The 24365-nt window shown below is 60.5% G+C and carries 29 protein-coding genes; 9 read left to right on the top strand and 20 right to left on the bottom strand.

Annotated elements, in window-relative coordinates:
• Positions 1-94 precede the first annotated feature (94 nt).
• From glnQ to dps, 5 genes are all read right to left on the bottom strand, one after another.
• Positions 95-817 (bottom strand): glutamine ABC transporter ATP-binding protein GlnQ, encoded by a 723-nt coding sequence (gene glnQ / locus N6G83_RS11185; RefSeq protein ID WP_004939230.1) that lies wholly within the window; start codon positions 815-817, stop codon positions 95-97.
• On the bottom strand, positions 814-1473 hold the full coding sequence (glnP, locus tag N6G83_RS11180; protein WP_019454487.1) for a glutamine ABC transporter permease GlnP: 660 nt from the start codon (positions 1471-1473) through the stop codon (positions 814-816). The genes glnQ and glnP overlap by 4 nt, the downstream gene beginning before the upstream one ends.
• A 103-nt stretch (positions 1474-1576) precedes the next feature.
• Entirely contained in the window at positions 1577-2320 is a 744-nt protein-coding gene (gene glnH, locus N6G83_RS11175; protein ID WP_004939223.1) for a glutamine ABC transporter substrate-binding protein GlnH, read from the bottom strand.
• Between the two features lie 339 nt (positions 2321-2659).
• Positions 2660-2926, bottom strand: a complete 267-nt coding sequence (locus tag N6G83_RS11170; RefSeq protein WP_049208895.1) for a DksA/TraR family C4-type zinc finger protein — start codon at positions 2924-2926, stop codon at positions 2660-2662.
• Positions 2927-3068: 142 nt separating this feature from the next.
• A complete protein-coding gene (gene dps, locus N6G83_RS11165; RefSeq protein ID WP_025302086.1) occupies positions 3069-3572 on the bottom strand; it encodes a DNA starvation/stationary phase protection protein Dps in 504 nt (167 codons plus the stop codon).
• Between the two features lie 356 nt (positions 3573-3928).
• On the opposite strand from dps, the gene N6G83_RS11160 reads away from it, so the two are divergent.
• Complete coding sequence (locus N6G83_RS11160) at positions 3929-4480, top strand: AAA family ATPase (protein WP_025302087.1); 552 nt, start codon at positions 3929-3931, stop codon at positions 4478-4480.
• Here the strand turns inward: N6G83_RS11160 and nanQ are convergent.
• A complete protein-coding gene (gene nanQ / locus N6G83_RS11155; protein WP_060432710.1) occupies positions 4462-4929 on the bottom strand; it encodes an N-acetylneuraminate anomerase in 468 nt (155 codons plus the stop codon). The genes N6G83_RS11160 and nanQ overlap by 19 nt on opposite strands.
• Positions 4930-5061: 132 nt before the next feature.
• On the bottom strand, positions 5062-5949 hold the full coding sequence (gene rhtA, locus N6G83_RS11150; RefSeq protein ID WP_025302089.1) for a threonine/homoserine exporter RhtA: 888 nt from the start codon (positions 5947-5949) through the stop codon (positions 5062-5064).
• Between the two features lie 400 nt (positions 5950-6349).
• Between rhtA and ompX the strand changes: the two genes are divergently transcribed.
• Positions 6350-6868 (top strand): outer membrane protein OmpX, encoded by a 519-nt coding sequence (gene ompX / locus N6G83_RS11145; protein ID WP_019454480.1) that lies wholly within the window; start codon positions 6350-6352, stop codon positions 6866-6868.
• 86 nt (positions 6869-6954) lie between these two features.
• On the opposite strand, the gene N6G83_RS11140 is transcribed toward ompX, so the two are convergent.
• The gene (locus N6G83_RS11140; protein WP_025302090.1) at positions 6955-7938 is read right to left on the bottom strand and encodes a nitrilase family protein; all 984 of its coding nucleotides are present in this window, start codon (positions 7936-7938) and stop codon (positions 6955-6957) included.
• A gap of 91 nt (positions 7939-8029) precedes the next feature.
• Between N6G83_RS11140 and N6G83_RS11135 the strand changes: the two genes are divergently transcribed.
• Positions 8030-8902 carry a LysR family transcriptional regulator gene (locus N6G83_RS11135; protein ID WP_025302091.1) on the top strand — a complete coding sequence of 291 codons (873 nt, stop codon included), beginning with the start codon at positions 8030-8032 and terminating at the stop codon, positions 8900-8902.
• Positions 8903-8906: 4 nt separating this feature from the next.
• Here N6G83_RS11135 and N6G83_RS11130 read toward each other — a convergent pair whose 3' ends face one another.
• The 6 genes from N6G83_RS11130 to ltnD form a co-directional block, all read right to left on the bottom strand.
• On the bottom strand, positions 8907-9437 hold the full coding sequence (locus N6G83_RS11130) for a GNAT family N-acetyltransferase (protein WP_025302092.1): 531 nt from the start codon (positions 9435-9437) through the stop codon (positions 8907-8909).
• Between the two features lie 63 nt (positions 9438-9500).
• On the bottom strand, positions 9501-10871 hold the full coding sequence (locus N6G83_RS11125) for a GntP family transporter (protein ID WP_048795956.1): 1371 nt from the start codon (positions 10869-10871) through the stop codon (positions 9501-9503).
• A gap of 104 nt (positions 10872-10975) precedes the next feature.
• A complete protein-coding gene (gene otnI, locus N6G83_RS11120; RefSeq protein ID WP_025302094.1) occupies positions 10976-11752 on the bottom strand; it encodes a 2-oxo-tetronate isomerase in 777 nt (258 codons plus the stop codon).
• Between the two features lie 3 nt (positions 11753-11755).
• Positions 11756-12388, bottom strand: a complete 633-nt coding sequence (locus tag N6G83_RS11115; RefSeq protein ID WP_373276029.1) for an aldolase — start codon at positions 12386-12388, stop codon at positions 11756-11758.
• Positions 12385-13644, bottom strand: a complete 1260-nt coding sequence (gene otnK, locus N6G83_RS11110) for a 3-oxo-tetronate kinase (RefSeq protein WP_308317655.1) — start codon at positions 13642-13644, stop codon at positions 12385-12387. Before otnK ends, N6G83_RS11115 begins: the two co-directional genes overlap by 4 nt.
• Positions 13644-14558, bottom strand: coding sequence for an L-threonate dehydrogenase (gene ltnD / locus N6G83_RS11105; RefSeq protein WP_025302097.1), 915 nt, complete (start codon positions 14556-14558; stop codon positions 13644-13646). Before ltnD ends, otnK begins: the two co-directional genes overlap by 1 nt.
• A gap of 283 nt (positions 14559-14841) precedes the next feature.
• On the opposite strand from ltnD, the gene ygbI reads away from it, so the two are divergent.
• On the top strand, positions 14842-15612 hold the full coding sequence (gene ygbI, locus N6G83_RS11100; protein WP_025302098.1) for a DNA-binding transcriptional repressor YgbI: 771 nt from the start codon (positions 14842-14844) through the stop codon (positions 15610-15612).
• Positions 15613-15625: 13 nt separating this feature from the next.
• Here ygbI and N6G83_RS11095 read toward each other — a convergent pair whose 3' ends face one another.
• The 4 genes from N6G83_RS11095 to N6G83_RS11080 all read right to left on the bottom strand — a co-directional run bounded on the left by N6G83_RS11095 (position 15626) and on the right by N6G83_RS11080 (position 18005).
• The gene (locus N6G83_RS11095; protein ID WP_154219752.1) at positions 15626-15820 is read right to left on the bottom strand and encodes a hypothetical protein; all 195 of its coding nucleotides are present in this window, start codon (positions 15818-15820) and stop codon (positions 15626-15628) included.
• A gap of 179 nt (positions 15821-15999) precedes the next feature.
• Positions 16000-16767, bottom strand: a complete 768-nt coding sequence (locus N6G83_RS11090) for a molybdopterin-dependent oxidoreductase (RefSeq protein WP_025302099.1) — start codon at positions 16765-16767, stop codon at positions 16000-16002.
• Positions 16760-17365, bottom strand: a complete 606-nt coding sequence (locus tag N6G83_RS11085) for a cytochrome b/b6 domain-containing protein (protein ID WP_049203409.1) — start codon at positions 17363-17365, stop codon at positions 16760-16762. The genes N6G83_RS11090 and N6G83_RS11085 overlap by 8 nt, the downstream gene beginning before the upstream one ends.
• A gap of 13 nt (positions 17366-17378) precedes the next feature.
• The gene (locus N6G83_RS11080) at positions 17379-18005 is read right to left on the bottom strand and encodes a hypothetical protein (RefSeq protein ID WP_025302101.1); all 627 of its coding nucleotides are present in this window, start codon (positions 18003-18005) and stop codon (positions 17379-17381) included.
• A gap of 140 nt (positions 18006-18145) precedes the next feature.
• On the opposite strand from N6G83_RS11080, the gene N6G83_RS11075 reads away from it, so the two are divergent.
• Positions 18146-18817, top strand: a complete 672-nt coding sequence (locus N6G83_RS11075) for a heavy metal response regulator transcription factor (protein ID WP_021504273.1) — start codon at positions 18146-18148, stop codon at positions 18815-18817.
• Positions 18814-20232, top strand: a complete 1419-nt coding sequence (locus tag N6G83_RS11070) for a heavy metal sensor histidine kinase (RefSeq protein ID WP_025302102.1) — start codon at positions 18814-18816, stop codon at positions 20230-20232. The genes N6G83_RS11075 and N6G83_RS11070 overlap by 4 nt, the downstream gene beginning before the upstream one ends.
• A 13-nt stretch (positions 20233-20245) precedes the next feature.
• Here the strand turns inward: N6G83_RS11070 and N6G83_RS11065 are convergent, their stop codons facing one another.
• Positions 20246-21712, bottom strand: a complete 1467-nt coding sequence (locus N6G83_RS11065) for an ATP-binding protein (protein WP_025302103.1) — start codon at positions 21710-21712, stop codon at positions 20246-20248.
• 3 nt (positions 21713-21715) lie between these two features.
• Positions 21716-22429 (bottom strand): response regulator transcription factor, encoded by a 714-nt coding sequence (locus N6G83_RS11060; protein WP_141997590.1) that lies wholly within the window; start codon positions 22427-22429, stop codon positions 21716-21718.
• 150 nt (positions 22430-22579) lie between these two features.
• On the opposite strand from N6G83_RS11060, the gene N6G83_RS11055 reads away from it, so the two are divergent.
• From N6G83_RS11055 to N6G83_RS11045, 3 genes are read left to right on the top strand one after another with little or no spacing between them, the layout of a single operon-like run.
• Positions 22580-23191 carry a cytochrome b/b6 domain-containing protein gene (locus tag N6G83_RS11055; RefSeq protein WP_099816781.1) on the top strand — a complete coding sequence of 204 codons (612 nt, stop codon included), beginning with the start codon at positions 22580-22582 and terminating at the stop codon, positions 23189-23191.
• A gap of 10 nt (positions 23192-23201) precedes the next feature.
• The gene (locus tag N6G83_RS11050) at positions 23202-23978 is read left to right on the top strand and encodes a molybdopterin-dependent oxidoreductase (RefSeq protein WP_049295259.1); all 777 of its coding nucleotides are present in this window, start codon (positions 23202-23204) and stop codon (positions 23976-23978) included.
• A 59-nt stretch (positions 23979-24037) separates the two neighbouring features.
• The gene (locus N6G83_RS11045) at positions 24038-24328 is read left to right on the top strand and encodes a pentapeptide MXKDX repeat protein (RefSeq protein WP_049203418.1); all 291 of its coding nucleotides are present in this window, start codon (positions 24038-24040) and stop codon (positions 24326-24328) included.
• The last annotated feature ends 37 nt before the right edge of the window (positions 24329-24365 follow it).

Below are 24365 nucleotides of genomic sequence, written 5' to 3'. Positions count from 1 at the left end.
GAATATAGTAGGAAAGGAAACGCGATGGGGCGTGGGAACGCGTGCGGAATGAAAGCGGCGGGCGCGTGGCGCGCCCGCCGTTAAACCGCCAGGATCAGGAAACGTGCTGCAGGAACTCCTGCAGACGCGGGCTTGGCGGATGGTTGATCAGGTCGTGCGGGTTGCCGTCTTCGGCAATCCGGCCCTTATCGATAAAGATCAGGCGCGACGCCACTTTTTCGGCAAAGCCGACTTCGTGGGTGACGATGACCATCGTCATGCCTTCCTCGGCCAGATCCTGCATCACCTTAAGCACTTCGTGGCGCAGCTCCGGATCGAGCGCGGAGGTCGGCTCGTCGAACAGCATCATTTTCGGCTTCACCGCCAGCGCGCGCGCAATGGCCACGCGCTGCTGCTGGCCGCCCGACAGTTCGGACGGGTAGTGGTGGGCGCGCTCCGCCAAACCGACCTTAGCCAGCAGCTCGCGCGCCAGCTTTTCCGCATCGGACTTCTTCGCGCCGCGCACGCGGATCGGGCCAAAGGCGACGTTTTCCAGCGCCGTCAGGTGCGGGAATAGGTAGAACTGCTGGAATACCATGCCGGCTTCCTGGCGGATCAACCGATCGTCCACTTTCGGATCGTTGGCTTTTAGGCCATCGACGATCAGATCGCCGCTGGTCACCTCTTCCAGCTTGTTGATGCAGCGCAGCAGGGTGGATTTGCCAGAGCCGGATGGCCCGATGATCACCACCACTTCGCCTTTGTCGATCTTCAAATCGATGTTGTGCAGCACCTGGGTTTGGCCAAAATGCTTGGAGACGTTTTTAAATTCAATCACAGGATTTTCATCCTTCTTTCCAGACGACGCAGCACGAAGCTCAGCACCAGGGTAATAATCAGGTAGATAACCGCCACGGCGCTCCAGATTTCCAGCGCGCGGAAGTTACCGGCAATAATTTCCTGACCCTGACGGGTCAGCTCCGCCACGCCGATCACGATGAACAGCGAGGTGTCTTTGATGCTGATGATCCACTGGTTGCCCAGCGGCGGCAGCATGCGACGCAGCGCCAGCGGCATAATGACGTAGCGGATGGTTTCGCGGCGCGACAGGCCGAGCGCCAGGCCGGCTTCGCGGAAACCGTTATGAATCGACAGCACCGCGCCGCGGGTGATTTCCGCGATGTAGGCGCCGGAGTTGATCATGATGGTCACCACTGCCGCGGTGAACGGATCGATACGCAAGTCGCTAAATGCCATCGGCAGGGCGAAGTAGATGAACATCACCTGCACCACGATCGGCGTGCCGCGGATCACTTCGATAAACACCAACGCGATGTGGTTGGCGATCCATCCGCCGTAGGTGCGGGCAAAGCCGGCGACGAGGCCGATGATCAGGCCGCCAATCAGACCGAGGACCGAAATCCACAGGGTCATTTTGGCGCCCTCTAACAAGATAGGAATGGCGGGCCAGATGGCGCTCCAGTCGAACTGCATGATATTTCTCCCGGTGATCCCAAACGTGGGTATCAGATACAACGAAGCGCAGGGGGTTAAGCGACCCCCTGTGCTTAAGTTAATAGCTTGCCAAATTCACAGCTTACTTAGGTTCGGTACCGAACCACTTCTTGTAGATTTCGTTATAGGTGCCGTTCTCGCGCAGGGTTTTCAGCGCGCCGTTCACCTTCTCGCGCAGCTCGTCGCTGCCTTTAGGGAAGGCGATGCCATACTGCTGCGCTTCCAGCGAATCGCCGACGGTTTTGAACTTGCCGGCGCCGGCCGTCTTGATGAAGTATAGGATGTTTGGCGTGTCGTGCAGCACCGCATCGGCGCGCTTGGTGCCCAGCTCCATGTAGGCGTTGTCGATGTTAGGGAACTGACGCAGATCCTTGGTTTTGATGTGCTGCTTGGCGTAATCCACCGAACCGGTGCCGCTCTTCACCGCCACCACTTTACCATTTAGATCGTCGATGCTTTTCACGCTGTTGTTGTCGGCGTTGACCATTACCAGCAGGCCGCTCTTGTAGTAGCCGTCGGAGAAGTCGATAGCTTTCTTGCGCTCATCGGTGATGGTGATGCCGGCCAGCGCCAGATCGACGTTTTTGGTCTGCAGCGCCGGAATGATGCCGCCGAAGTCCATCGGTTTCAGGGTGTAGTCCAGCTTCAGCTCTTTGGCGACAGCCGCCCACAGATCGATGTCGAAGCCGACGTATTTGTCGCCTTGTTTGAACTCAAAAGGAACGAAAGCGGTGTCGGTGGCAACCACCAGTTTGTCTGCTGCGTGGGAACTTACGGCAAAGGCCAGAGAGAGTGCGGCCAGGGAGACTTTAAAAATCGACTTCATGAGAGGAATTCCTGTACAGGTTGCGGATTACCCATTTTTTATATTGCAGTTGGTGCCATGAAAAAATCGTGCCATGTTTTCAACTACTATAAAAACAAAGAGTTACTTCGTGATGTTGTGCCGAAAAGGCGAATTGTTATGGTTGTGCACCACAATGAGGCACCGAAATGGTGCGTAAGAATTATCTTGGTGCACGGGGCTATCATTAACCAAATTTTGGCTGTGAAACAACCGTTCTTTAACGTTTTTGCTTCAATATTGATAACTAACTCTAACTTTCATGATGCACCGACGGTGCAAGCGGGGGCCGCGAGAGGAGAAAAAGGGGAGCAGATAATGCTAACGCAACTGGCTGTCTTTGCTGCCGCGCCGGTTGTACAGGCTATTGGCCGCGTGTTTTTTGTCTTGTTCTGCCTGGCAGGCGAGACAAAAACGCACGCCTGTTAACGCCTTGCGGCGCGCCTCGGGGATCGGTTCTCCGCATTCCTGGCAATAGCGTTCGCTCTCGCCATGCCCGAGCGCATCACGCGCACGCTGCACCGCATCGTCGACGGTGGAGTCAATCTGATCTTGTACGGCGCCGTCTGCCGCCCAGCCGCTGGCCATCATCACCTCCTAACAAGGGAACTCTACCGTTTAATATGGGCCGTTTTTTGCACAATTCAACGACCGCGCAAAAGAAAACAGGCCGGGCGAAGCCCAGCCTGTTCTGCCCGGCACGACGGGCGGTCTGCAACGCGTTGCGGCGTTATTCGATATTGGATTCGATGAACCACAGGAACTTGTCCAGATCGCGCGATGCGGCGGTGAACATGTCGGCGGTGTCTTCATCTTCCACTTCGGTAATGGCCTTACGGATGTCATTCGCCACCGCGCCGTAGCGATCGGCCAGCGCTTTCAGGTGTTCTTGCACGCTGTGGATATTGGTCGGATAGCTTTTCAGCGGCGTCTGATCGTTAACGACCTGTACGGTGCCCAGCGCCACGCCGCCCAGTTGCACTACGCGCTCGGCGAAGGTGTCCTGATGCTCGATGATGGCGGTGCGGAAGCCGTCCAGCATTTCATGAACCGCGATGAAGTTCGCACCGCGCATGTTCCAGTGCGCCTGTTTGGTGATCAACGAAAGATCGATAAATTGCACGACCTGATGGTTCAGCGCCTTGATGGCGGCCAGTTTGACTTTTTCGTCCAGATCGTTACGGGTATACAGCAGATCAGAAGATTTCGTTTTCACCAGTTTAGCGGTACTCATATCAGATATCCTCTTGATTAGTCGTTGTCCTATTTCGTTACGGGATCAATTATAGCAGGGGTATTTATTTTTGCCGTACGAAAATGGCTATTGCACAAATAGGCTTGGTCTAATGTCAATATTTTAATTTGGTTTGTGTTTCTATGTAATGCAATGAATTTAATTGCTATTTTTATTTTTTTGTTATTGTTTTGGTTAGTGACGATTTATCCCTGTTATCTTATTTTCTGCGGATAGGCTGATTCGACTAAATATCCATATTGTTATCGTGCTGTTAATTGTAAGCCTATTCAGATTGATAGCCGTAATTGATGCGGTTAAAGTAAGGGAATTATCCCAGTTTTTATTGGCGAGTGATGAAAATTAACGTCGTCGGCACCAGCGGCAGCGGTAAAAGCACCCTGGCGCGTCAATTGGCGGAACGGCTTGACGTTCCCTATATCGAGATGGACAGCCTGTATTGGCGGCCCGAGTGGCAGGGTACGCCCGATGACGCGTTCCTGGCGCGGTTAGAGCAGACGCTGGCCGAAGCGGGAGGAGGCTGGGTGCTGGACGGCAACTACAGCCGCACGCAACCGATTAAGTGGCGCGAAGTCGATTATATCCTGTGGTTGGACTACGGCTTCTGCCGCACGCTGTGGCAGGCCGTGCGCCGGGCGTGCCGACGCGCGGCCAGCAAACGTGAGCTGTGGCCGGGCACCGGCAATCGTGAAAGTTTCCGCCGTTCTTTCTTCAGCCGTGAGTCGATCGTGTTGTGGACGATCCGCACTTACTCGAAGAACCGGCGAAAATACCTGGCGGAGATGGCCCGTACCGATGTAGGGCGCCATTTCAAGCGCTTGCGCTCTCCCCGCCAGGCCGCCGATTTTCTACGGGCGCTGCCGCAGGGTCACAGCAGTAGGCGGTGATGGATCCTCACCACCGCTTTCTTAATGTGCTGCGGGCGCTGCCATAGGCAGCCGGTCTTGTGCGGTTCCATCTGGAAAAAGATCGCGAACATACCGTGCGTCATGTGCAGCGTTTGCGGGTGGCGTTTGATGTCCAGCAGCAGCAGATCGCTATTTTCCGCGTGGGGGTGTTCACGATGCCCGTTGCCCGCCAGGCCGTATTCGATTCGCTCTTCACCGCTGATCAGCAGATGCAGCGCGATGTATTCCTGATGCATTTCGGCGCGCTTTTCCGCCGCCGGCGCGGTGGTCAGCGTCATCACGTCCATAAATATGTTGTCGCCGTCTATCGGGTGATGCCCCAGCGCCAGTTCGGGCAGGTCGCATCGGCGCAACTCGGTCAGGGTTGAAACCAGCGCCGGCGCGAGTCCGCGGCCGAAGCGTGGGTTGAACAGGCTGTTGTGAATCACTGTTATTCTCCATGTGAGCGAAAGTCCAAAGAGCCTGCGATACAGGCTAAGGGGAAGTATGCCGACTTGTCACGAGGAAAACAGTTAACCCGCCTGCATTCCGACGTTGCGGTCTGCAGGCGGGTCGGGCGATCAGGAAAGGCTTTCGAGGCGAGGTTTGGGGCGAATGGTGAGGGCGGAGCCCATGGAGGCGGCGATGATCGCCGCCAGCGCCAGCCATTGCACGCCGCTCAGGTGTTCGCCGAGGAACAGCATGCCGGATAACGCCGCCATCGCCGGTTCCAGGCTCATCAAGGTGCCGAAGGTGCGCGCCGGAATTTTGGGCAGCGCGATGATCTCCAGCGAATAAGGCAGCGCGGTGGAGAGGATGGCTACCGCCAGGGCTATCGGCAGAATCTCAACGTTGAACAGCACGCTGCCGGTTTGCCAGGCGCCGATCGGGCAGAACACCAACGCGGCGATCAGCGAGCCGAGCGCTACCGTGCCGGGGCCGTGATCGCCGCCGGCCTTCTGGCCGAAGATGATATAGACCGCCCAGCAGGCGCCGGCGCCGAGCGCGCAGGCGGCACCGAAGGGGTCTATCCCGCCCACGCCGTGGCCGAGCGGCAGCAGGAACCATAATCCGGCGATCGCCAATGCCACCCAGAGGAAGTCGATAGGCCGCCGCGAGGAGAACATGGCCACCGCGAGCGGGCCAGTAAACTCCAGCGCCACGGCGATGCCGAGCGGCACGGTGCGCAGCGACAGGTAGAACAGGTAATTCATCGCGCCGAGCGACAGGCCGTAAATCAGTAGCGGCAAGCGGCTACCGGCGGCGATGCGCATACGCCATGGGCGGAAGATAATGAACAGAATCAGAGTGCCGATGAAAAGACGCAGCGTCGTAATGCCTTCCGCACCCACGATCGGGAACAGGCTTTTGGCCAACGAGGCACCGCTCTGGATAGACACCATGGCGATGATTAACAGACAGATAGGCAGCAGCGCGGAGGGCGCTCTGCCGGAAGTAGATAACGACATCCTTAACGGGCCTTTTATGCGCCGTTCCTCAGCCTTGAGAAAACGGTCGAAACGGGGATGCGAGCAGTGTAAATGAAATGGCGAAAATCTGTCTGAGAAAAGCGCGCATCGCGGTGAAATCCACCGATCCTCGGATGAGATGGGGTGAATTTGGTCAAAAAGTGCGCTTTTTCTTAAGAATTATCTGGATATTAAATTGGTGATTTTTGTCACAGAAAGCCGTAGAATATGGCCGAAAATAGAGCGAAAAGAAGCAGATACACTGTTCTTGAAATCTTCTGTTACACGATATAAAGCATTAGACACTCATTTCAAGGCAGAGTTTCACGCTAATTTTTGTTATATTTTCAAAGCATGAACAAATGGATGTACTTAATAATAAAACGCGTTTGAGGTGGTTATGAAAAAAATTGCATGTCTTTCCGCAGTAGCAGCTTGCGTATTAGCAGTTAGCGCAGGTACCGCATTCGCTGGTCAGAGCACCGTATCCGCTGGCTATGCGCAGGGTGATTTCCAAGGCGTTGCTAACAAGGCCGACGGTTTCAACCTGAAATACCGTTACGAGTTCGACAACAACCCACTGGGCGTAATCGGTTCCTTTACCCACCTGGAAAAGGACGGTTCTCAGGACGGTTTCTACAACAAAGCTCAGTACAACTCTATCTCTGCCGGTCCAGCATACCGCATCAATGACTGGGCGAGCATCTACGGTCTGGTTGGTCTGGGTTACGGTAAATTCACTACCAACGCTCAGAACGGTACTTCTCGTCACGATACCGCTGACTACGGCTTCACCTACGGTGCCGGTCTGCAGTTCAACCCAATCGAGAACGTTGCCCTGGATGTCGGTTACGAGCAGAACCGCATTCGTAGCGTTGACGTTGGCACCTGGAACGTTGGCGTAGGCTACCGCTTCTAAGTGTGTTCGTGCCTGAGGGCATGAACCTGCGGCAGCTTTTGTCGCACCGATAAAAAATCCGCCTCCGGGCGGATTTTTTTTATCTGTTATCGGCTGCCGCGCCCCGTCGGCTGTGTCGAAAAGCGCGCGCTGCGGGCATCGCGTTCATAGCCTTGCGGTTCGGTCAACAACCCGTACAGCTCGGGGCGGCGTCCGTAAATCCAGCGGCGGCCGGTGCTGAGCGGGATCAGCGTCAAATCGAGATCGGCGCTGACCAGCCGGTCTTCCGCCGCCCAGGTCTCCGCTACGATGCGGCCGTAAGGATCGAGGATCATCGCGTTGCCGGTGCGTATTTCATCGTCATCTCGGCCCACGCCGTTGCTGAACAGCAAGAACAGCCCGTTGTCGTGAGCGCGCGACGGCAGCCAGCGCATTAGCCAGCCGCGGCCGTGTTCGCCGCGAAAGGCGGCTTCTATCGCCTGCGGATCTTCCACCCGCCGCTGCCACAGCGCCTGCGGGATCGGCTTCATGCCGTGCGGGCTGCGCGAATGGGTGCCGCCGGTCTGGTGCGGGGCGATCAGCACGTCCGCGCCCAGCAGCGCCGTTGCGCGCACATTCTCCACCAGATTGTTGTCCCAGCAGATCAATACGCCCACGCGTACGCCCCAGGGGGTATCGAACACCGTATAGCGGTCGCCGCTGGCGATAGCCGGGTGCTCGAAGGCGTGCAGTTTGCGGTGCACATGCAGTTCGCCGTCCGGCAGACAAACGGCATAGGCGTTGTAACACCGGCCATCATCGCCCAGCTCGATCAGCCCGACGCCAATCGCCATGTTGTAACGCTCAGCCAGCGGGCGAATGCGCGCCAGCGAGGGGCTGCTCACGATCGGCTCCGCCAGCGCCCGCACTTCGGCGTCGGACAGATGGCGCACGTGCCAATAGCCGGTGACGCACATTTCCGGGAAGGCCAGCAGCTGTACCTGCTGCTCGGCCGCCTGAGCGATAAAGCGCTCCATGGTCGACAGGTTGTAATTTTTATCGTTGGCGCGATGCTGGAATTGCACCGTGGCGGCGCGTAATGAGATGGTCATGGTGTCTCTCCGGTTAGGGTCTGCGTTGATTACAGCAGGCGAATTGATTACTGTATAATCAATTAAATTCCCTATTCGATAACTTAATGGAATGGATATAAAACAACTGCGCGCCCTGGTGGCGCTGGCCGAACAGGGCAACTATCGTCAGGCGGCGAGCCGGCTATGCATCAGCCAACCGGCGCTGAGCAAGCAAATTCAGGCGCTGGAAACCCAGCTCGGCGTTCGATTGTTCGAGCGTGGCCGACAGGGGGCTGTGCTCACCGCCGGCGGGCAGCGGCTCTACCCGGAGGCGCAGGTGCTGGTGGCGCAGTACCAGCAGTTTCAGCAGCGCGCTCGGCGGGTGGCGCTCGGGGAAGCGGGGCGGCTGTCGCTGGGATTTGGCCTTTCCAGCTTTCATCTGGCGCCGCAGCTGGTGGCCGCCTTTCGCCAACGGTTTCCCGAGGTGGCGATTGGCCTCGAAGATCTGCCGTCCGAACGGCAGTATCAGCTGTTGCTGCAGGGAGAGTTGCAGGCGGGGTTCGCGCGCTTGCCGGTCAATACGCCGCTGTGCGGCGTCGCGTTGTTGAGCGATCGGTTGGTGCTGGCTGCGCCGGGCGCGCTGGCGCTGCGCACCGACGATCTGATGGCGCGTTTCAATCTGCTGCCGCTGTTGCAGTTGACGCCGAAACGCGGGCGCGGGCTGAGCGATCAGTCGCTGCGGTTTATCGCCGCTCACCGGTTGACGCCGAACGTGGTGCAGCAGGCCGGTGATATCCAAACGTTGTTGGCGCTGGTCGCCGCCGGCGTCGGTGTCGCGCTGCTGCCGCACAGCATCACGCATATCGCGCCGGCCGGCATCGACATTTTACCGCTGAGCGGCGAGGAGACGGAGTGGCAGGTCGGTATCGCCTGGGATCCGCAGCGCACCGACGCGCTGCGGGACAACTTCATTCAGACGGCGTTGGCGGTGCAACGCGCTTAGGCATTCAAAGCGGGCAATGCATCACCACGATCGGGCTCTGGTGATACTCGCTGCGGTGGCTTTCGCTGAAGCCGACCTTTTTCGCCAACGCCAGCGAAGCCTGGTTTTCAGGCGAGATGATGCAGACGGTTTTTTCCCCCGGCAGGTGCGTTTTCCCCCAGGCCAGCGCCGCCCGCAGCGCCTCGGTGGCATAGCCTTTGCCGTGCGCCGAACTCACCAGCGTCCAGCCCATCTCCGGCGCATCGAGCGCTGGGGTGATGTCGCGCAGGAAGTCGGAGAAGCCGATGCTGCCGAGATACTCGCCGCTCTGTTTGTCACGCACCGCCCAATACCCGTACCCCAACAGCGCCCAGTGGCCGACGTAGCGCATCAGGCGCCCCCAGGAGTCTTCTCGGTCGCGCGGGGTGCCGCCGATATAGCGTACCACCAGCGGATCGGCCCACAGAGCGGCCAGCGAGTCGAAGTCGTCCAGCGTGTGTGCGTCCAGCCGCAGGCGTTCGGTGACAAGCGTTGGCGCGGTGTTGATTACGGTCATGTTGCTGCTCCTGCACAGGGTGAAAGGCGATGAAAAACAACGGCGTTCAGTATGCCAGAGAAATCACACCGCCAGCCACAATAGCCAGGTGAACAGAAAGCCGCTCAGACCGAGCAGGGTGGTCAGCACCGTCCAGGTCTTCAGGCCATCGGCCACCGACAGCCCCAAATAGCGCGTGACGATCCAAAAACCGGAGTCGTTGACGTGGGAAAGCCCCAGCCCGCCAAAACAGGTCGCCAACGTCACCAGCACCAGCTGCAGCTGATTCAGCCCGCTGACCGCTTCCGACAACAGACCACCGGTGGTCAGGATCGCCACGGTGGCGGAACCCTGTGAAGCGCGCAGCGCCAGCGAAATGATAAAGGCGGCGGGTACCAGCGGCAGGCCGATGGCCGTCAGTACTTCGGCCAGCGCCTTGCCGACGCCGGATTCCACCAGCACCTTGCCGAACACGCCGCCCGCGCCAGTCACCAGGATCACCACCGCGGCGGTCGGCAGCGCGGCGCCCATCACGTCGCTGGCGTGTTGCAGGCTCCAGCCGCGGCGCAGCGCCAGGAAATAGAAGGCCAGCAGCAGGGCTATCATCAGCGCCACCGCCGGCGAGCCCAGCAGAGACAGCGCATCGCGCAGCGCCGAACCTGCCGGCAACAGCGTGGCGGAGACGGTGCCGAGCATGATGATGGCGATCGGGATGACGATCAGCGCCGCCACCAGGCCGGCGCCAGGCGGGTTGATGCGATCGCTGAGGGGCGCTTGCCCTTCCGGACGCGGCTCCGGCGCCGCCAGCTGCAGCTGTTCCAGCACCTCTATCGATAATGGATAGGTTTTGCGGTTGAGGTAGTTGGCGGCGAAATAGCCGATCACGCCGACCGGGATACAGATCGCGAGGCCGATGATGGTCAGCCAACCGATGTCGGCGTTGAGCAAGCCGGCGGCGGCGACCGGGCCGGGGTGTGGCGGTAGCGCGACGTGTACCGTCAACATCACGCCGGCCATCGGCAGGCCGAACTTCAGCGGTGACACTTTGGCGACCTTGGCGAAGCCGTAAATAATCGGCGCCAGAATGATAAAGCCGACGTCGAAGAACACCGGAATGCCGAGGATAAATGCAGCGAGGGTCAGCGCGGCGACGGTATGTTTCGGCCCCAGCCCCTGGCTGAAGCGCTGCGCCAGCGACTCGGCGCCGCCTGAGTGTTCGATCATGCGCCCGAGCATCGCCCCCAGACCGATGATGATGGTCACCGAGCCGAGCACGCCGCCCATCCCGGCGGTCATTACTTTCATCACTTCACCGGTCGGAATGCCGCTGGCCAACGCCACCAGCAGACTGACCACCAACAGCGCGACAAAGGGCTGCACCTTCGCCTTAATCACCATCAATAACAGCAGCACCACGCCGAGTACGGCAATCAGCAACAGCAGAGAGGTAGACATGAAAAAGCCTTTCGTTGGGTAAGCGTTGGCACCGCGATCGCCGCGTGGCGATACGGGTGCGTTTCATTGTTATAAAATCGATTTCCTGGTGTCGGCGTGCGGCTTTAGCGGTAAGGCTTCAGCCAGCCGAGCCCGGCGGCGGTGTCGCCGCGCGGGCGGTATTCGCAACCGATCCAGCCCTGATAGCCGAGCGCATCCAGCTTGTCGAACAGCCACGGGTAATTCAGTTCGCCCTCGTCAGGCTCATGGCGATCCGGCACCGAGGCTATCTGGATATGCGCGTAGCGCCCGGCCAGCGTCTCCAGCAGCCCGCTGATATTGCCGTCCACCAACTGCGCGTGGAAAAAGTCGAACTGAATGAACACGTTCGGTCTTTCGATCGCCGCCACCGCTTCCGCCGCCTGATGTTGACTGGCGAACAGGTAGTCGGGCTTGACCGGCGGGCTGAGCGCTTCGATCAGCACCTTGACGCCGTGCGGGGCGAAGGCGTCGGCGGCATAGCGCGCATTGGCGATAAAGGTGTCGAGATAACGCTGTCGATCAGCGCCCGCGGGCACTACGCCGGCCATCAGGTGCACGCAGGGGCAGGAAAGGGCGATGGCGTAGGCCAGCGCGCGATCGATATCGGCGCGCGCATCCCGCTCGCGGCCCGGCAGCGCCGCCAGCCCCCACTCGCCGGTGGCGGCATCACCGGGCGCGGTGTTGAACAGCACCTGTTGCAGGCCGTGTTCGCGCAGCTTCTCGGCCAACAGCTCCGCGGGATGCTCGTAAGGGAACAGGAATTCCACCGCGTTGAAGCCCTGTGCGGCAGCGGCGGCGAAGCGATCGAGGAATGGCACCTCAGTAAACATCATCGACAAATTGGCGGCAAATTTAGGCATGGTTCAGCTCCGTAATTCGGCAATTTCATCATCGGTCAAATAGCGGATCGGACGATCGCCGAGGGTGAAGATCAGTCGCGCCGCATCTTCCATCTCTTCGGCATTGTCCGCCGCCGCTCGCAGGTCTTTACCGGTCACCACCGGCCCGTGGTTGGCCAGCAAAAAGGCACGGTGGGTCGGCGCCAGGCGGGCCAGATCCTGTGCCAGCCTTTCGTCGCCGGGCCGGTAGTAAGGCACCACCGGCACCTTGCCGACGCGCATCACCACATAGGGGGTGAACGGTTTGATGGCGTTGTCGGCGTCCAGCCCCTGCAGGCAAGAGAGCGCCGTGAGGTAGGTGCAATGCAAGTGCACGACCGCTTTGCATTCCGGGTTGTTCAGATAGAGCGCCCGATGAAAGCTGATCTCTTTCGACGGCTTGTCGCCGGAGAGCCAGTCGCCGTTCAGGCTCACTTTAGACAGGCGATCGGCCTGCAGCTCGCCGAGACAGGAGCCGGTCGGCGTCGCCAGCAGCGCGCCGTCCGGCAGCAACAGCGAGAGGTTGCCGGCAGAGCCGGTGGCGTAGCCGCGTTGGAAAAACGAGGCGCCCAGGCGCACCATCTCTTCACGCGCCTGCTGTTCAATCGTCATGCTCATACCGGGAACTCCGTTTGCGCGCGTGAGAAGAAGGCTTCATCGCCAAAATTGCCTGATTTCAACGCCAGGGAAATGGCCCGATCGCTGGCGCGCACCCAGGGAACGCCGGGGGAAATGCTGGGGCCGATATGGAAGCCGCGAATGCCCAGCGCCTGCGTGACTACGCCGGAGGTTTCGCCGCCGGCGACGATAAAGCGGTTGAACCCCAACTGATGCAGTTGCACCACCAGTTCGGCGAACAAGGCTTCTACCGCTTCGCTGGCGGCGGTGCCATGCCGTTGTTGCGTTTGCTGCAGCGACTCCGGCGATGCAGTGGCGTAGATCAGCGGGGCAAGCGCTTCCCCGGTATGGCGCTGCGCCCAATGCGCCAACTCGGCGGCGTAGGCCGCTCGCGCCTGCGGATCGAGACAGCGGCCGATATCGATGGCCTGCGCCGCCGCGCGTTCACGGTAGTGCGCCACCTGCCGGTTGGTCATCACAGAACACGAGCCCGACAGCACCGCCGCTTTTTCCCCCTGCGGCGCACCGGCCGCCTCTGCCGAACGTTCGCCATTCTGCGCCCATTGACGCGCCAGGCCGATCGCCAGGCCCGAACCGCCGGTCACCAGCTTCATCGTTTTCAACGCTTCACCCTGGGTGAGCAGATGCCGTTCGTTGAGCGTATCCAGCACTGCGTAGCGCACGCCGTCCTGCGCCAATTGCTGCAGCTTCTCGCTGACCGCCTCGGCGCCGCGATCCATTTCTGCCGCCGTCACCAACCCACAGCGTCCGGTGGCCTGGGATTCCATCAGGCGAAGCAGGTTGCTGTCGGTCATTGGTGTGACAGGGTGATGACGCATGCCGGATTCAGACAACAGCTGTTCCCCGACAAACAGGTGGCCCTGATAGACCGTGCGGCCGTTTACCGGCAACGCCGGTGAGACAACCGTGAAATTTTCTCCCAGCGCGGCGAGCAGGGCGTCGGTCACCGGGCCGATATTGCCCTGTGCGGTGCTGTCGAAGGTGGAGCAGTACTTGAAGTAGAACTGACGGCAGCCCTGTTCTTGCAGCCAGGCCAGCGCCTGCAACGACTGTTCGACCGCCTGCTCTGCCGGGCAGGAACGCGATTTCAGGCTAATGACCGCCGCCTGTGCGTTTATTTGCGTTTCGTCTTGCGGCACGCCATTCAGCTGCACCGTCGGCAGGCCATTTTGCACCAGAAAACTGGCGATGTCGGTCGCGCCGGTAAAGTCATCCGCGATTACGCCAAGCAGCATCAGAGCGCCTCCTTTTTTTGCGGCAAATCGATGCCGGCAAAGATTTTGATTACCGCACTGTCGTCTTCTTTACCGTAGCCGGCGTTGCTGGCGGCGGTAAACATGGTGAAGGCGGTGGAGGCCAGCGGCAGCGGGAAATGCAGCGCCTTGGCGGTATCCGCCACCAGCCCCAGATCCTTGACGAAGATATCCACCGCCGATTTGGGCGTATAGTCGCCGTCGACCACGTGGCGCATGCGATTTTCGAACATCCAGGAGTTGCCGGCGGCGTGGGTGACCACGTCGTACATCACGTCCAGCGGGATGCCGGCGCGGGCGGCCAGCGCCATGGCTTCCGCACCGGCGGCGATGTGCACCCCGGCCAACAGCTGGTGGATGATTTTTACCGTCGCGCCCAGGCCGATCGTTTCGCCGATGCGGTAAACCTTGCCGGCGATGGCGTCCAGCACGGGTTGCAGGCGCGCGAAGGTGGCGTCTGCGCCGGCGGCCATCACCGTCATCTGGCCTTCCTCTGCCTTGGCCGCTCCGCCGGAAACCGGCGCATCCAGCATCGGCAGCCCGTAGTCCAGCAGCCGTTGCTCGATCTGTTTGGCGTCATCGGCGGAAATGGTCGAACAGACCATCACCGCGGTGCCTGGCTTGAGCTTTGGCGCCAGGCCTTGTTCGCCGAACAGGATCTGCTTCACCTGGGCGGCGTTCACCACCAGCAGCAGCACGGCGTCCAACTCGGCGGCGAAGTCGCACGCGCTGGGGGACGTTTGCTTCGCGCCGGCCTGTTGCAGCGCCGCCAGCGCCTGCGGATTCAAGTCCGCCCCGTAGGTGGTCAATCCGGCGCGGAGGCACGAGCGTGCCGCGCCCATGCCCATCGCCCCCAGTCCGATGACGCAAACGGCATAATTCCCTGGGTGTGTCATACTACACTCCTGTTAATTTTAGTGATAATTTGTTTTGTTGTGTTAAATGTAAGCGCTTAGTGGCCGTTTATCCGCGATCGATATCACAATAATTAACAATGTGTGAAACGAATTTTTCGGGTGATTTCTGGTCCGTATCAACATTACTATTATGTTTTTAAATAAGATTATGTTTACCTGACCTAACTGCGCTCGCCGTCACGCCGCGAAAAATTAGGGCTATCGGCGAACGAAAATTGACGTAAAATCACAATTATTATCACCGCAGCAACGAGAGGGAACCGTGATACCTGTAGAACGCCATCAACAAATTCTTGCGCTGGTATCCGAACGCGGCGTCGTCAGCATTGCCGAGCTGACCGAACGGCTGGGGGTGTCGCACATGACGATCCGCCGCGATTTGCAAAAGCTGGAGGAACAGGGCGCGGTGCAGTCGGTCTCGGGCGGCGTGCAGGCGCCTGAGCGGGTGGCAAGCGAACCTTCGCACCAGGCCAAAGAAGGGATGTTCAGCCGGCAGAAAATCGCCATTGGCCGGCTGGCGGCGCGGCAAATTCCCGCCAACAGCTGTATTTATCTGGATGCTGGTACCACCACGCTGGCGCTGGCGAAACAGATCGGTGAACGTGAAGATTTGACGGTGGTGACCAACGACTTTGTCATCGCCGGGTTCCTGATAGAGCATAGCCAGTGCCGAATCATCCACACCGGCGGCACCGTGTGCCGGGAAAACCGTTCCTGCGTTGGCGAAGCGGCGGCGCAGGCGCTGCGCGGTCTGTTTATCGATCTGGCGTTTATCTCCGCCTCTTCGTGGAGCATGCGCGGCCTGTCGACGCCGAACGAAGACAAGGTGATGGTGAAGAAGGCCATCGTCGAGGCCAGCCGCCGCCGCATTCTGCTCAGCGATACGTCCAAATACGGCAAGGTCGCGACCTACCTGGCGCTGCCGATTGCTGCCTTTGACGCTGTCATTACCGACGAGGGGTTGCCCGCCGCCGCGCGGGAGGCCATTGAGCAAGCGGGGATTGCATTGCTGACGGCGGGAGAAGAAGAATAAGGACGAACCGGAATCAGGATGAAAGTTCGGTATCGATGCTACGTGCGGGCGGTTCACTGGCTTCAACGCCGCCGCGTTCACGCCATTCGCGGCGCCTTTGTTCAGCCCATTCTTCGTGGAAGGCTTGCATCTCTTTTTGGTGCCGTTCCTTCATGCTCATAGGGATTGGGTGGGATTCTGCCGTTAACAGGCGGGATTTCGATGACATATAATCCGTCCTCAATAAGCGCTTGGTTGTACAAATAATGTACGCGATGCGCGTGTTTTTTCAAGAGCGAGTCGTAAATTCTGGCTAACGCTGGCCTGAGCGGTACGCTGAAAACCAATAATCGCAGCGGAGACGATCCTCCAGCCGCCGATGAAAGTTGTGCGCAGCGCCGCGCAAAACTAAATGCCGCTGAACCAGTTGTAGCCCTGATCTTCCCAATACCCGCCTGGATTGACGTCGCTGACGAAGATCGCGGCGATATGTTTGGCGTTTTTGAACCCCAGTTTGGTCGGCACGCGCAGCCGCAACGGGTAGCCATAGTCAGCCGGCAGCGCCTTGCCGCCGAAATCCAGCGCCAAGATGGTCTGCGGGTGCAGCGCGGTGGCCATGTCGAGGCTGGCGTAGTAACGATCGGCGCATTTGAAGCCGACGTAACCGGCATTCAGATCCGCGCCGACGTGCTGCAGAAAGGTGCGCAGCGGCACGCCTCCCCATTGACCAATGGCGCTCCAGCCCTCAATGCAGATCAGACGCGTGATCTGGCTTTGCTGCGGCAGCCGCTGCAGCTGTTCCAGCGTCCAGGGGGCTTTTTTCTCCACCTTCCCCGCGACCTCAAGCCGGTAGCCGGCGAGATCGATCTCGGGGACGTTGTATTCCGGGTAAAACGCGTTGAAGGGGAAAGGGTGGGTGATCTGGTCCGGCCGGTAAGTTTGCGCCAGCCGCTGGCCGCTGAACAGCCAGGCCTGCACCCGGTCGTTCCAGCGCGACATAGCCCACAGCACCTTATCCACCCGATCGCCGTCTTGCAGGTTGCAACCGGTGAGCATGGCGATGCCGCCCAGTGTCAGCCCGGAGCGCAACATCAGGCGGCGCTGCAGATTGACCAGCTGCTTTTTTTGGTCCGGTTCCAGTTTTGGCGCGGTTGCCCGCGGTTTTTTCTCATTCATGTTTGCCACCCGTTATCATCGCCCACAGGGTTTTGGGCACGACAGCCACCATAAAGACGTGGATCGCCACAAACAGGCCAATGCCGGCCATGGCGAAGAAATGCACGTAGCGCGCGAAATCGAAGCCGCCAAACAGGGCGACCAATCCCTGCAGCTGAACCGGCTTCCAAATCGCCAGGCCGGACAGCACCAGTAATAGCCCCAGCGCCAGTACGCCGAGGTACATCAGTTTCTGAATGGCGTTATAGCGGCCATGCCGGTGGCGCAGGCGCAGCGTCAACGCCAGCCAGATATCCTGCCGCAGCGCGCCGAGGCGAAGCGGCAACAGATCGCGGCGAAAATGACCGCTGAACAGGCTCCACAACAGATAGCAGACGGCGTTGAGCGCCAATAGCCACATCACCGCCAAATGCCAACCAATCGCGCCGCCCAGCCAACCGCCCAGCGTCATCTGCGGCGGAAAGCGGAAATCGAACAGCGGCGAGGCGTTGTAGATTTCCCAACCGCTCATGAACATGCACACCATGGCGAACAGGTTGATCCAATGAGTGATTCGAACCGGCCAGCGATGCACCGGCGGCGACGCGTTGGTCTTCATGGCTTTCCTCCGGTTACATCGGCGGCACAGTGCCGTCTTTGCCGGCGGAAATGCGGGTGGCGATGCGTTCGCCCTTATCGTCGGCGGCGGAGAACAGCACGATGTGCACGCCCGGTTTCAGCAGGCTCAGATCGCCCGGATCCAGCGTCACGATCGGCACGTCTTCCGGCACGACGACGGTTTTCTGCTGGTTGCCGTAGGTGACGGTCAGGGTGCGGCCGTTGGATTTCACCAGTTTACCGACGGTGCCGTTGGTCATGGTGTCCACTTTGCCGTCGGCGGATTCCCAGGCCGAGTGCCCTTCGCCGGTGCCGCGCAGGCTGGCGGCGAACACGTGCACTTCCAGCGCTTTGAGCGTGCCGTCCGGCTGCGGCACGGCGGCGGTGCCGATAAAGCTGTCCGGTTTGATATCGTCCAGCGTGGCTTTGGAAACGCTGAGCACTTTGGTCTGATCGTTCAGCTTGACGCTGAGTGTCTCGCCCTTGCGGTCGGTCAGCTGCAGATTGCCGTCGGCAACCTGCGTGATGGTGCCGCGCAGCGGCGCAATCACCTTGCCCGGCGGTTGGGCGGCGGCGGCCAATCCGCTGGAAAGCAGTAACGTGGACAACAGTAAACCGGCTATACGATGACGGGTAATCATAACGTTCTCCTGAAATGAGTTTGCCGGTTAAGCATGGTTGACCTACTGGGTCAGCGCCATGGCCGTTTGATGACATTAATGTCATCAAGTTTGTCCGCCGAAGCTGCTAGTATTTTTGCAGACGTAACGAGGTGGTGAGCATGCGAATACTGGTAGTTGAAGACGATATCGGCACAGGGGATTACCTGAAGAAAGGGCTGGGGGAAGCGGGCTACGGCGTCGATTTGGCGCGCACCGGCACCGACGGGCTGTTTCGCGCGTTGGAGCAGGACTACGATGCGATCGTGCTCGATGTGATGCTGCCGGGGCTGGACGGTTGGCAGATCATCGAGGTATTGCGCAAGAAAAGCGACGTGCCGATCCTGTTTCTCACCGCCCGTGATGGCGTGCAGGATCGCATCCACGGCCTGGAGCTGGGCGCGGACGACTATCTTATCAAGCCGTTTTCCTTTACCGAGTTGGTGCTGCGTTTACGCACCTTGCTGCGCCGCGGGCCGGCGCGCGAAGCCGATCATTACGCTATCGCCGATCTGCAGCTGGACGTGCTGCGCCGTCGGGCGGTGCGCCAGGATCAGGTGATCCCGTTGACCAACAAGGAATTCATGCTGCTGCACCTGCTGGTGCGGCGCGAGGGCGAAGTGCTGTCGCGTACGCAGATCGCCTCTCAGGTGTGGGACATGAATTTTGACAGCGACACCAATGTGGTTGACGTGGCGATCAAACGCCTGCGCGCCAAAATCGACCGGCCGTTCGACGTCAAGCTGATCCACAGCGTGCGCGGCATCGGCTATGTCTGCGAGCCACGCTCGTGAGCGGGCGCACGTCACGTCGGCCGGTGTCGCTGACGCTGCGCACCGCTACGCTGTTCGCGCTGGTGGCCGCGTTGGTGGTGAGCGGGACAGGCGGGTATCTGTTTAGCGCCATGCGCCAGGAAATGACGCTGCGCAGCGATCTGCAGGTGACCGGGCGCGTAGAGTATTTCCGTCATTTACTGGGGCAGCGCTTTCCTTTGGCGCGCCTGACCGCCAATAACGGCCTGTTTGAAAACATGCTGGGCAATGAACAGGACGTGCTGATTTTCCAAATCCCGGGGCAAAAACCGCTCATCAACGTGAACCCCGCCAGGGTGGCCCTGCCGCCGATCGCGCCGACGCCGCCTGAACAGGCGCAGACGCTGGCCGCCGTGCGTGGCGGAGAAACGGCGCAGGGGGTGCCGCTGCGCGCCGCTTCGGCGATGGTGCGTCTGGAAGACGGCAGCCTGTTGCAGATCTCCGCCGCGCATGTGATGGCCAACGAGCAGAAGATGCTGGCGCGTTACCTGTGGCGCATCGTCGCGGCGGTCGCGGTGGCTTTCCTGCTGATTGCGCTGCTGGGCTATGGGGTCATGCGGCGGGGATTGAAGCCGTTATGGCGCATGGCGGCGCAGGCGTCGCAGATTGCGCCCAATACGCTGTCGACACGCCTCAGCGAGCAGGGGGCGCCGAAGGAGTTGCAGCAGCTGACCCGTTCGTTCAATGCGATGCTCGATCGGTTGAATGAAGGCTATCAGCGGCTGACGCAATTTTCCGCCGATCTGGCCCATGAGATCCGCACGCCGGTAGGGGCGTTGATGGGCCAGTGCCAGGTGGCGCTTTACCAGCCCCGCAGCGTGGAGGAGTACGAAACCCTGCTGTCGAACAATATGGATGAGCTGGAGCGCATTTCCCGCATGGTGGAAAACATTCTGTTTCTGGCGCGCGCCGGCGAGGCGCAGTCTGCGCTGAACTACAGCCGCCTGGATGTGGCGCTGGAGCTGCGGCGGGTGGCGGATTATTTCGAAGGGCTGGCGGAAGAACGCGGCATTGCGTTGAGCTGCGAAGGGGAAGGCGCGCTGGAGGCGGACGCGATGTTGTTCCAGCGGGCGCTGAGCAACCTGGTGGCCAACGCGGTGCGTTATGCCGACGAAAACAGCCTGATCGTCCTGCGGGCTGAACGGCGCGCCGATGCCTGGTGGGTGCAGGTCATCAATCAGGGGAAGCCGATCGCGCCGGCACAGTTGGAAAAATTGTTCGATCGTTTCTATCGCGCCGATCCCGCACGCAGCGCCGGCAATCATGCCAGTGGGCTGGGGCTGTCTATCGTGCGCGCCATCATGACGCTGCACGGCGGTGAGGTGCGCGCCGAATGTATCGGGCGCGCGCCTGTCGCCAACATCCTCTTCAGCCTGCGGTTCCCGATCGCACAATAACCGTTGTGCCGTGTTAACGCGGCGGAATGGCGAAGCGGAAGCAGGCGCCGCTTTGCGCTTGTTCGATCAGCTGAATATCGCTGTCGTGCAGCTGCAGAATACGCCGCACGATCATCAACCCCAGTCCGCCGGAAGGGCGCCGGGCGCCGCTCAGGACAGACGGGCGCACGAACAGATCGGCGCGCAGCGTCTGCGGAATGCCGGGGCCGCTGTCGCTGACCTGGACCATGACCCGATCGTCCTGCCGCCACAGCCGCACGCCGATGTCGCCGCCGGGCGGCGTATGGCGAATGGCGTTGTCCAACAGGTTGGTCAGCACCCGCTCAATCATGCTGAGATCGGCGAACACCGGCGGAATGCCGGGAGCGATGTCGGCGTGCAGCCGCTGGTTGCGCGCCTCTGCCGCCAGCTCGAACTTCTGGAACACGTCCTGCAACAGCTCGCTGAGGGAGAAGGGCTCTTTCTGCGGCTTCACCACGCCATACTCTAATCGAGCCAGCTCGAACAGCTCCTGCGCCAGCTTGCCCACCTTGCGGCTTTGCGCCAGCGCGATCTCCAGATAGCGCCGCCGATCGGCTTCGCTCAGGGTGGCGGCCTTAACCGACAGCGTCTCCAGATAGCCGTGCAGCGAAGTGAGCGGGGTGCGCAGATCGTGCGAGACGTTGGCGATGAATTCACGCCGCAGCCGATCCTGCTGCGCCAGCGTTTGCCATTGTTCGGCCAGGCGCTGCGCCATGCGGTGGAAGGCCTGTTGCAGCTGGCTGACTTCGTCGCGCCCGGCCGGTACTGCAGGCAGCGCCGCGTAGGCCTGCACCGCCTCAATGCCGCCGCTGTCCAGCGCGCTGACCTGGCGGGTCAGGCGACGGATAGGGCGCGTTACCCAATAAAACGCGAAACCGCCGGCTAGCAGGCTGAACAGCACCATCAACCCAGAAGTCCACAGCGCCATCCTGACCGCCGAGTTGAACTGGGCGTTGCTGGCCAGCGCCGTGTACTCTTCGCCGAGCAAGACCACGTACAGATAGCCTTCGACCCGGCCGTCGACCTTCAGCGGCGCGACGCTGAACACCTTGCGCCCGTCCGCGCTGCGCGGATCGTCGCCATACACCGGCATCTGCGCGCCATCGAGCAGCGCCTGCAGCGGCGCCAGCGCGACCCGCTGCCGCTTCAGATGCCCGGCCGGCGCGGCATTGCCGATAATCGCGCCCTGTTTGTCGAGCAGGTAAACCTCCACGCTGGGGTTCACCGCCATCAGCTGGTCGAACAGGGTATGCACCGCCTGCGGATCCGGCCCGTTCACTCCCAGCAGCGGATTGCTGTCGGCGATATGCTGCGCCAGGTTGCCTGACAGGCGCTGGATCACTGCCTGGCTGTACTGGGTGCTGCTGCGTACCTGCATCCAGCCGGAAAAGGCGCAGCCGATGACGATCAGCAGCGTGAAGATCAGCGTGAGGCGTTGCGCTAACGTAAGGTTTTTCATGGCTCACTCATGCGGCGTGGCCGCGAATTTATAGCCCATGCCCCACACCGTGAGGATGCGCTCGGGTTCCGCCGGGTTGCGCTCGATCTTGATGCGCAGCCGGTTGATATGGGTGTTGACGGTGTGCTCATACCCTTCGTGCTGATAGCCCCAGACCTGATTCAACAGGCTGAGGCGCGAGAACACCTGGCCCGGATGGCGGGCGAAAAAGTACAGCAGGTCGAATTCGCGCGGCGTCAGCTCGACCGGCTGCTGATGCAGGTGCACTTCGCGGGCGATGGGGTCGATGGTCAGATCGTTGAAGCTGAGCACGCCGGCGTCCATGCGCAGGTTGCGGCTCATCGCCTCCTGGCGGCGAAACAGCGCCTTGACTCGAGCCACCAGCTCCAGCATGGAGAAGGGTTTGGCCAGATAGTCATCGGCGCCCAGCTCCAGCCCCAGCACGCGGTGCACCTCGCTGGAGCGCGCGCTGGTGATGATGATCGGCGTGTAGCGCGTCATGGTGCGCGCCCGGCGGCAAATCTCCAATCCGTCCACGCCCGGCAGCATCAGATCGAGGATGAGGGCATCCCAGCCGCCCTGTTCCAGCATCGCCATGCCCTGATTGCCGTCGGCGGCGTGGCTGATGGCGTAACCCTCGTCACGCAGATGCAGCTGCAGCAGCTCGGCGATGTCGCCGTCGTCCTCGACGATCAAAATTCGTTTTGGCTTTTCCATTCTCATTACCGCTGATTGCCCGATCCTCTCTGAAGTCTACACAACCCCCACCGGTGGAGTTATCACATTTTATTTAACTTTGCGTGAGGTCTTGGGGAACAAATCCGGGGAATACTCGGCTCATCGCATCGTTAGCTGGCAGGAATCGTTATGAGCCTCACCCTCACTCCGGAACAACGACAGACCGTACATCCGCTGTGGCTGCGGTTGACGCATTGGCTGAATGCGCTGGCGATGCTGATCATGGTGACCAGCGGCTGGCGCATCTACAACGCTTCGCCGCTGTTCAACTTCAGCTTTTTCAACGAGCTGACGCTCGGGGGCTGGTTGGGCGGCGCGCTGCAGTGGCACTTTGCCGGCATGTGGCTGTTTGGCATCAACGGGCTGTGCTACCTGCTGCTGAACCTCACCAGCGGGCGCTTCAAACGCAAATATTGGCCGCTCAGCCCGAAGCAGTTTCTCGCCGATGTCGGCGCGGCGCTGCGCGGCAGGCTGCAGCACGCCGATCTGCGCCACTACAACATGGTACAGCGCGTGGCCTATCTGTCGGTGATGCTCCTCGGCGTGATAAGCGCGCTGTCCGGACTGGTGCTGTGGAAATCGGTGCAGTTTCCGCTGCTGCGCACGCTGCTCGGTGGCTATGAGGCGGCGCGTTATATCCACTTTTTCGCCATGTCGGCGCTGGTGGCCTTCGTCGCGATCCACCTGGTGATGGTGGCGCTGGTGCCGCGGACGCTGCTGGCTATGCTGCGCGGACGTTAAGGAGTTCACGATGAAAAAGGATAAACAGATCATGACGATCGGCGAAGGGCAGGCGATCGTCAAAGAAGCGCAGCGGCTGTTGAGCGCGCCTTCGCGCCGCCGCTTTTTGCGCAATGGTCTGACGCTGGGCGGCATCGCCATGCTCACCGGCTGCGATCTCAGCGACAACGCCAACGTCGAGCAGGCGCTAAGCCGCATGTCGCGCCTCAATGATCGGGTGCAGGGCTGGCTGTTCAACGGCGATCGCCTGGCGCCGGTCTACCCGGAATCGATGATCACCCGGCCGTTCCCGTTCAACGCCTTTTACGCCGAGGAGGACGCGCCGGATATCAACGGCGACGACTATCGGCTGGAAGTGGCGGGGTTGGTGCAGGACAAGCGCGCCTGGAGCCTGCCGCAGCTGCATCGGATGGCGCAGGTCAGCCAGGTGACGCGCCATATTTGCGTTGAGGGTTGGAGCGCCATCGGCAAGTGGGGCGGTGTGCCGTTCGCCACCTTTCTCAAGGCGATCGGCGCGGATCTGAGCGCCCGCTACGTCAGCTTCAAATGCGCCGATGACTACTACACCAGCATCGACATGGCCACCGCGCTGCATCCGCAGACGATTATCGCGCTGACCTACGACGGCCAGATCTTGCCGCGCAAGTACGGCTATCCGATGAAGCTGCGCATGCCGACCAAGCTGGGCTACAAGAATCCGAAGCACATTCAGGTGATCGAGGTCACCAACCACTTCCCGGGCGGTTACTGGGAAGATCAGGGTTACAACTGGTTTGGCGGCAGCTGAGGCGGCCGCCGGCCATTCTCCGGCACTCCGGTGCCTTTGACATGACGGAAGGAAATACCATGAAAAAGTTATTCGCAATGATGATGTGCAGCGCGCTGATGCTGGGTGTGGCCGGCGCCAACGCCGCGGACGGCATGAGCAAAGACGCGATGAAAAAGGACGGTATGAGCCAGATGTCGCACGACGGCATGGCGAAAGATGGGATGAAGAAAGAGTGCATGGGCAAGGCGTGCATGAAGAAAGACAAGATGGGGAAAGACGCCATGAAAAAGGATGGCATGGCGAAAGACGGTATGGCCAAAGACGGTATGAAGAAAGACGAGATGAAAAAGGATGCGATGGGGCACTAAGCCGCCTCACCCCGCGGCCGCAAGCGGCTGCGGGCAA

This window comes from Serratia sp. PL7 (genome assembly GCF_945957435.1).
This window is presented reverse-complemented; position numbering and strand designations above follow the sequence as displayed.

Excerpts from the sequence above, each read along its gene's own strand:
- glnP (WP_019454487.1), bottom strand. The coding sequence starts at position 1,473 with ATGCAGTTCGACTGGAGCGCCATCTGGCCCGCCATTCCTATCTTGTTA.
- glnH (WP_004939223.1), bottom strand. The coding sequence starts at position 2,320 with ATGAAGTCGATTTTTAAAGTCTCCCTGGCCGCACTCTCTCTGGCCTTT.
- N6G83_RS11170 (WP_049208895.1), bottom strand. The coding sequence starts at position 2,926 with ATGGCCAGCGGCTGGGCGGCAGACGGCGCCGTACAAGATCAGATTGAC.
- dps (WP_025302086.1), bottom strand. The coding sequence starts at position 3,572 with ATGAGTACCGCTAAACTGGTGAAAACGAAATCTTCTGATCTGCTGTAT.
- N6G83_RS11160 (WP_025302087.1), top strand. The coding sequence starts at position 3,929 with ATGAAAATTAACGTCGTCGGCACCAGCGGCAGCGGTAAAAGCACCCTG.
- rhtA (WP_025302089.1), bottom strand. The coding sequence starts at position 5,949 with ATGTCGTTATCTACTTCCGGCAGAGCGCCCTCCGCGCTGCTGCCTATC.
- ompX (WP_019454480.1), top strand. The coding sequence starts at position 6,350 with ATGAAAAAAATTGCATGTCTTTCCGCAGTAGCAGCTTGCGTATTAGCA.
- N6G83_RS11140 (WP_025302090.1), bottom strand. The coding sequence starts at position 7,938 with ATGACCATCTCATTACGCGCCGCCACGGTGCAATTCCAGCATCGCGCC.
- N6G83_RS11135 (WP_025302091.1), top strand. The coding sequence starts at position 8,030 with ATGGATATAAAACAACTGCGCGCCCTGGTGGCGCTGGCCGAACAGGGC.
- N6G83_RS11130 (WP_025302092.1), bottom strand. The coding sequence starts at position 9,437 with ATGACCGTAATCAACACCGCGCCAACGCTTGTCACCGAACGCCTGCGG.
- N6G83_RS11125 (WP_048795956.1), bottom strand. The coding sequence starts at position 10,871 with ATGTCTACCTCTCTGCTGTTGCTGATTGCCGTACTCGGCGTGGTGCTG.
- otnI (WP_025302094.1), bottom strand. The coding sequence starts at position 11,752 with ATGCCTAAATTTGCCGCCAATTTGTCGATGATGTTTACTGAGGTGCCA.
- N6G83_RS11115 (WP_373276029.1), bottom strand. The coding sequence starts at position 12,388 with ATGAGCATGACGATTGAACAGCAGGCGCGTGAAGAGATGGTGCGCCTG.
- otnK (WP_308317655.1), bottom strand. The coding sequence starts at position 13,644 with ATGCTGCTTGGCGTAATCGCGGATGACTTTACCGGCGCGACCGACATC.
- ltnD (WP_025302097.1), bottom strand. The coding sequence starts at position 14,558 with ATGACACACCCAGGGAATTATGCCGTTTGCGTCATCGGACTGGGGGCG.
- N6G83_RS11095 (WP_154219752.1), bottom strand. The coding sequence starts at position 15,820 with ATGTCATCGAAATCCCGCCTGTTAACGGCAGAATCCCACCCAATCCCT.
- N6G83_RS11090 (WP_025302099.1), bottom strand. The coding sequence starts at position 16,767 with ATGAATGAGAAAAAACCGCGGGCAACCGCGCCAAAACTGGAACCGGAC.
- N6G83_RS11085 (WP_049203409.1), bottom strand. The coding sequence starts at position 17,365 with ATGAAGACCAACGCGTCGCCGCCGGTGCATCGCTGGCCGGTTCGAATC.
- N6G83_RS11080 (WP_025302101.1), bottom strand. The coding sequence starts at position 18,005 with ATGATTACCCGTCATCGTATAGCCGGTTTACTGTTGTCCACGTTACTG.
- N6G83_RS11075 (WP_021504273.1), top strand. The coding sequence starts at position 18,146 with ATGCGAATACTGGTAGTTGAAGACGATATCGGCACAGGGGATTACCTG.
- N6G83_RS11065 (WP_025302103.1), bottom strand. The coding sequence starts at position 21,712 with ATGAAAAACCTTACGTTAGCGCAACGCCTCACGCTGATCTTCACGCTG.
- N6G83_RS11060 (WP_141997590.1), bottom strand. The coding sequence starts at position 22,429 with ATGGAAAAGCCAAAACGAATTTTGATCGTCGAGGACGACGGCGACATC.
- N6G83_RS11055 (WP_099816781.1), top strand. The coding sequence starts at position 22,580 with ATGAGCCTCACCCTCACTCCGGAACAACGACAGACCGTACATCCGCTG.
- N6G83_RS11050 (WP_049295259.1), top strand. The coding sequence starts at position 23,202 with ATGAAAAAGGATAAACAGATCATGACGATCGGCGAAGGGCAGGCGATC.
- N6G83_RS11045 (WP_049203418.1), top strand. The coding sequence starts at position 24,038 with ATGAAAAAGTTATTCGCAATGATGATGTGCAGCGCGCTGATGCTGGGT.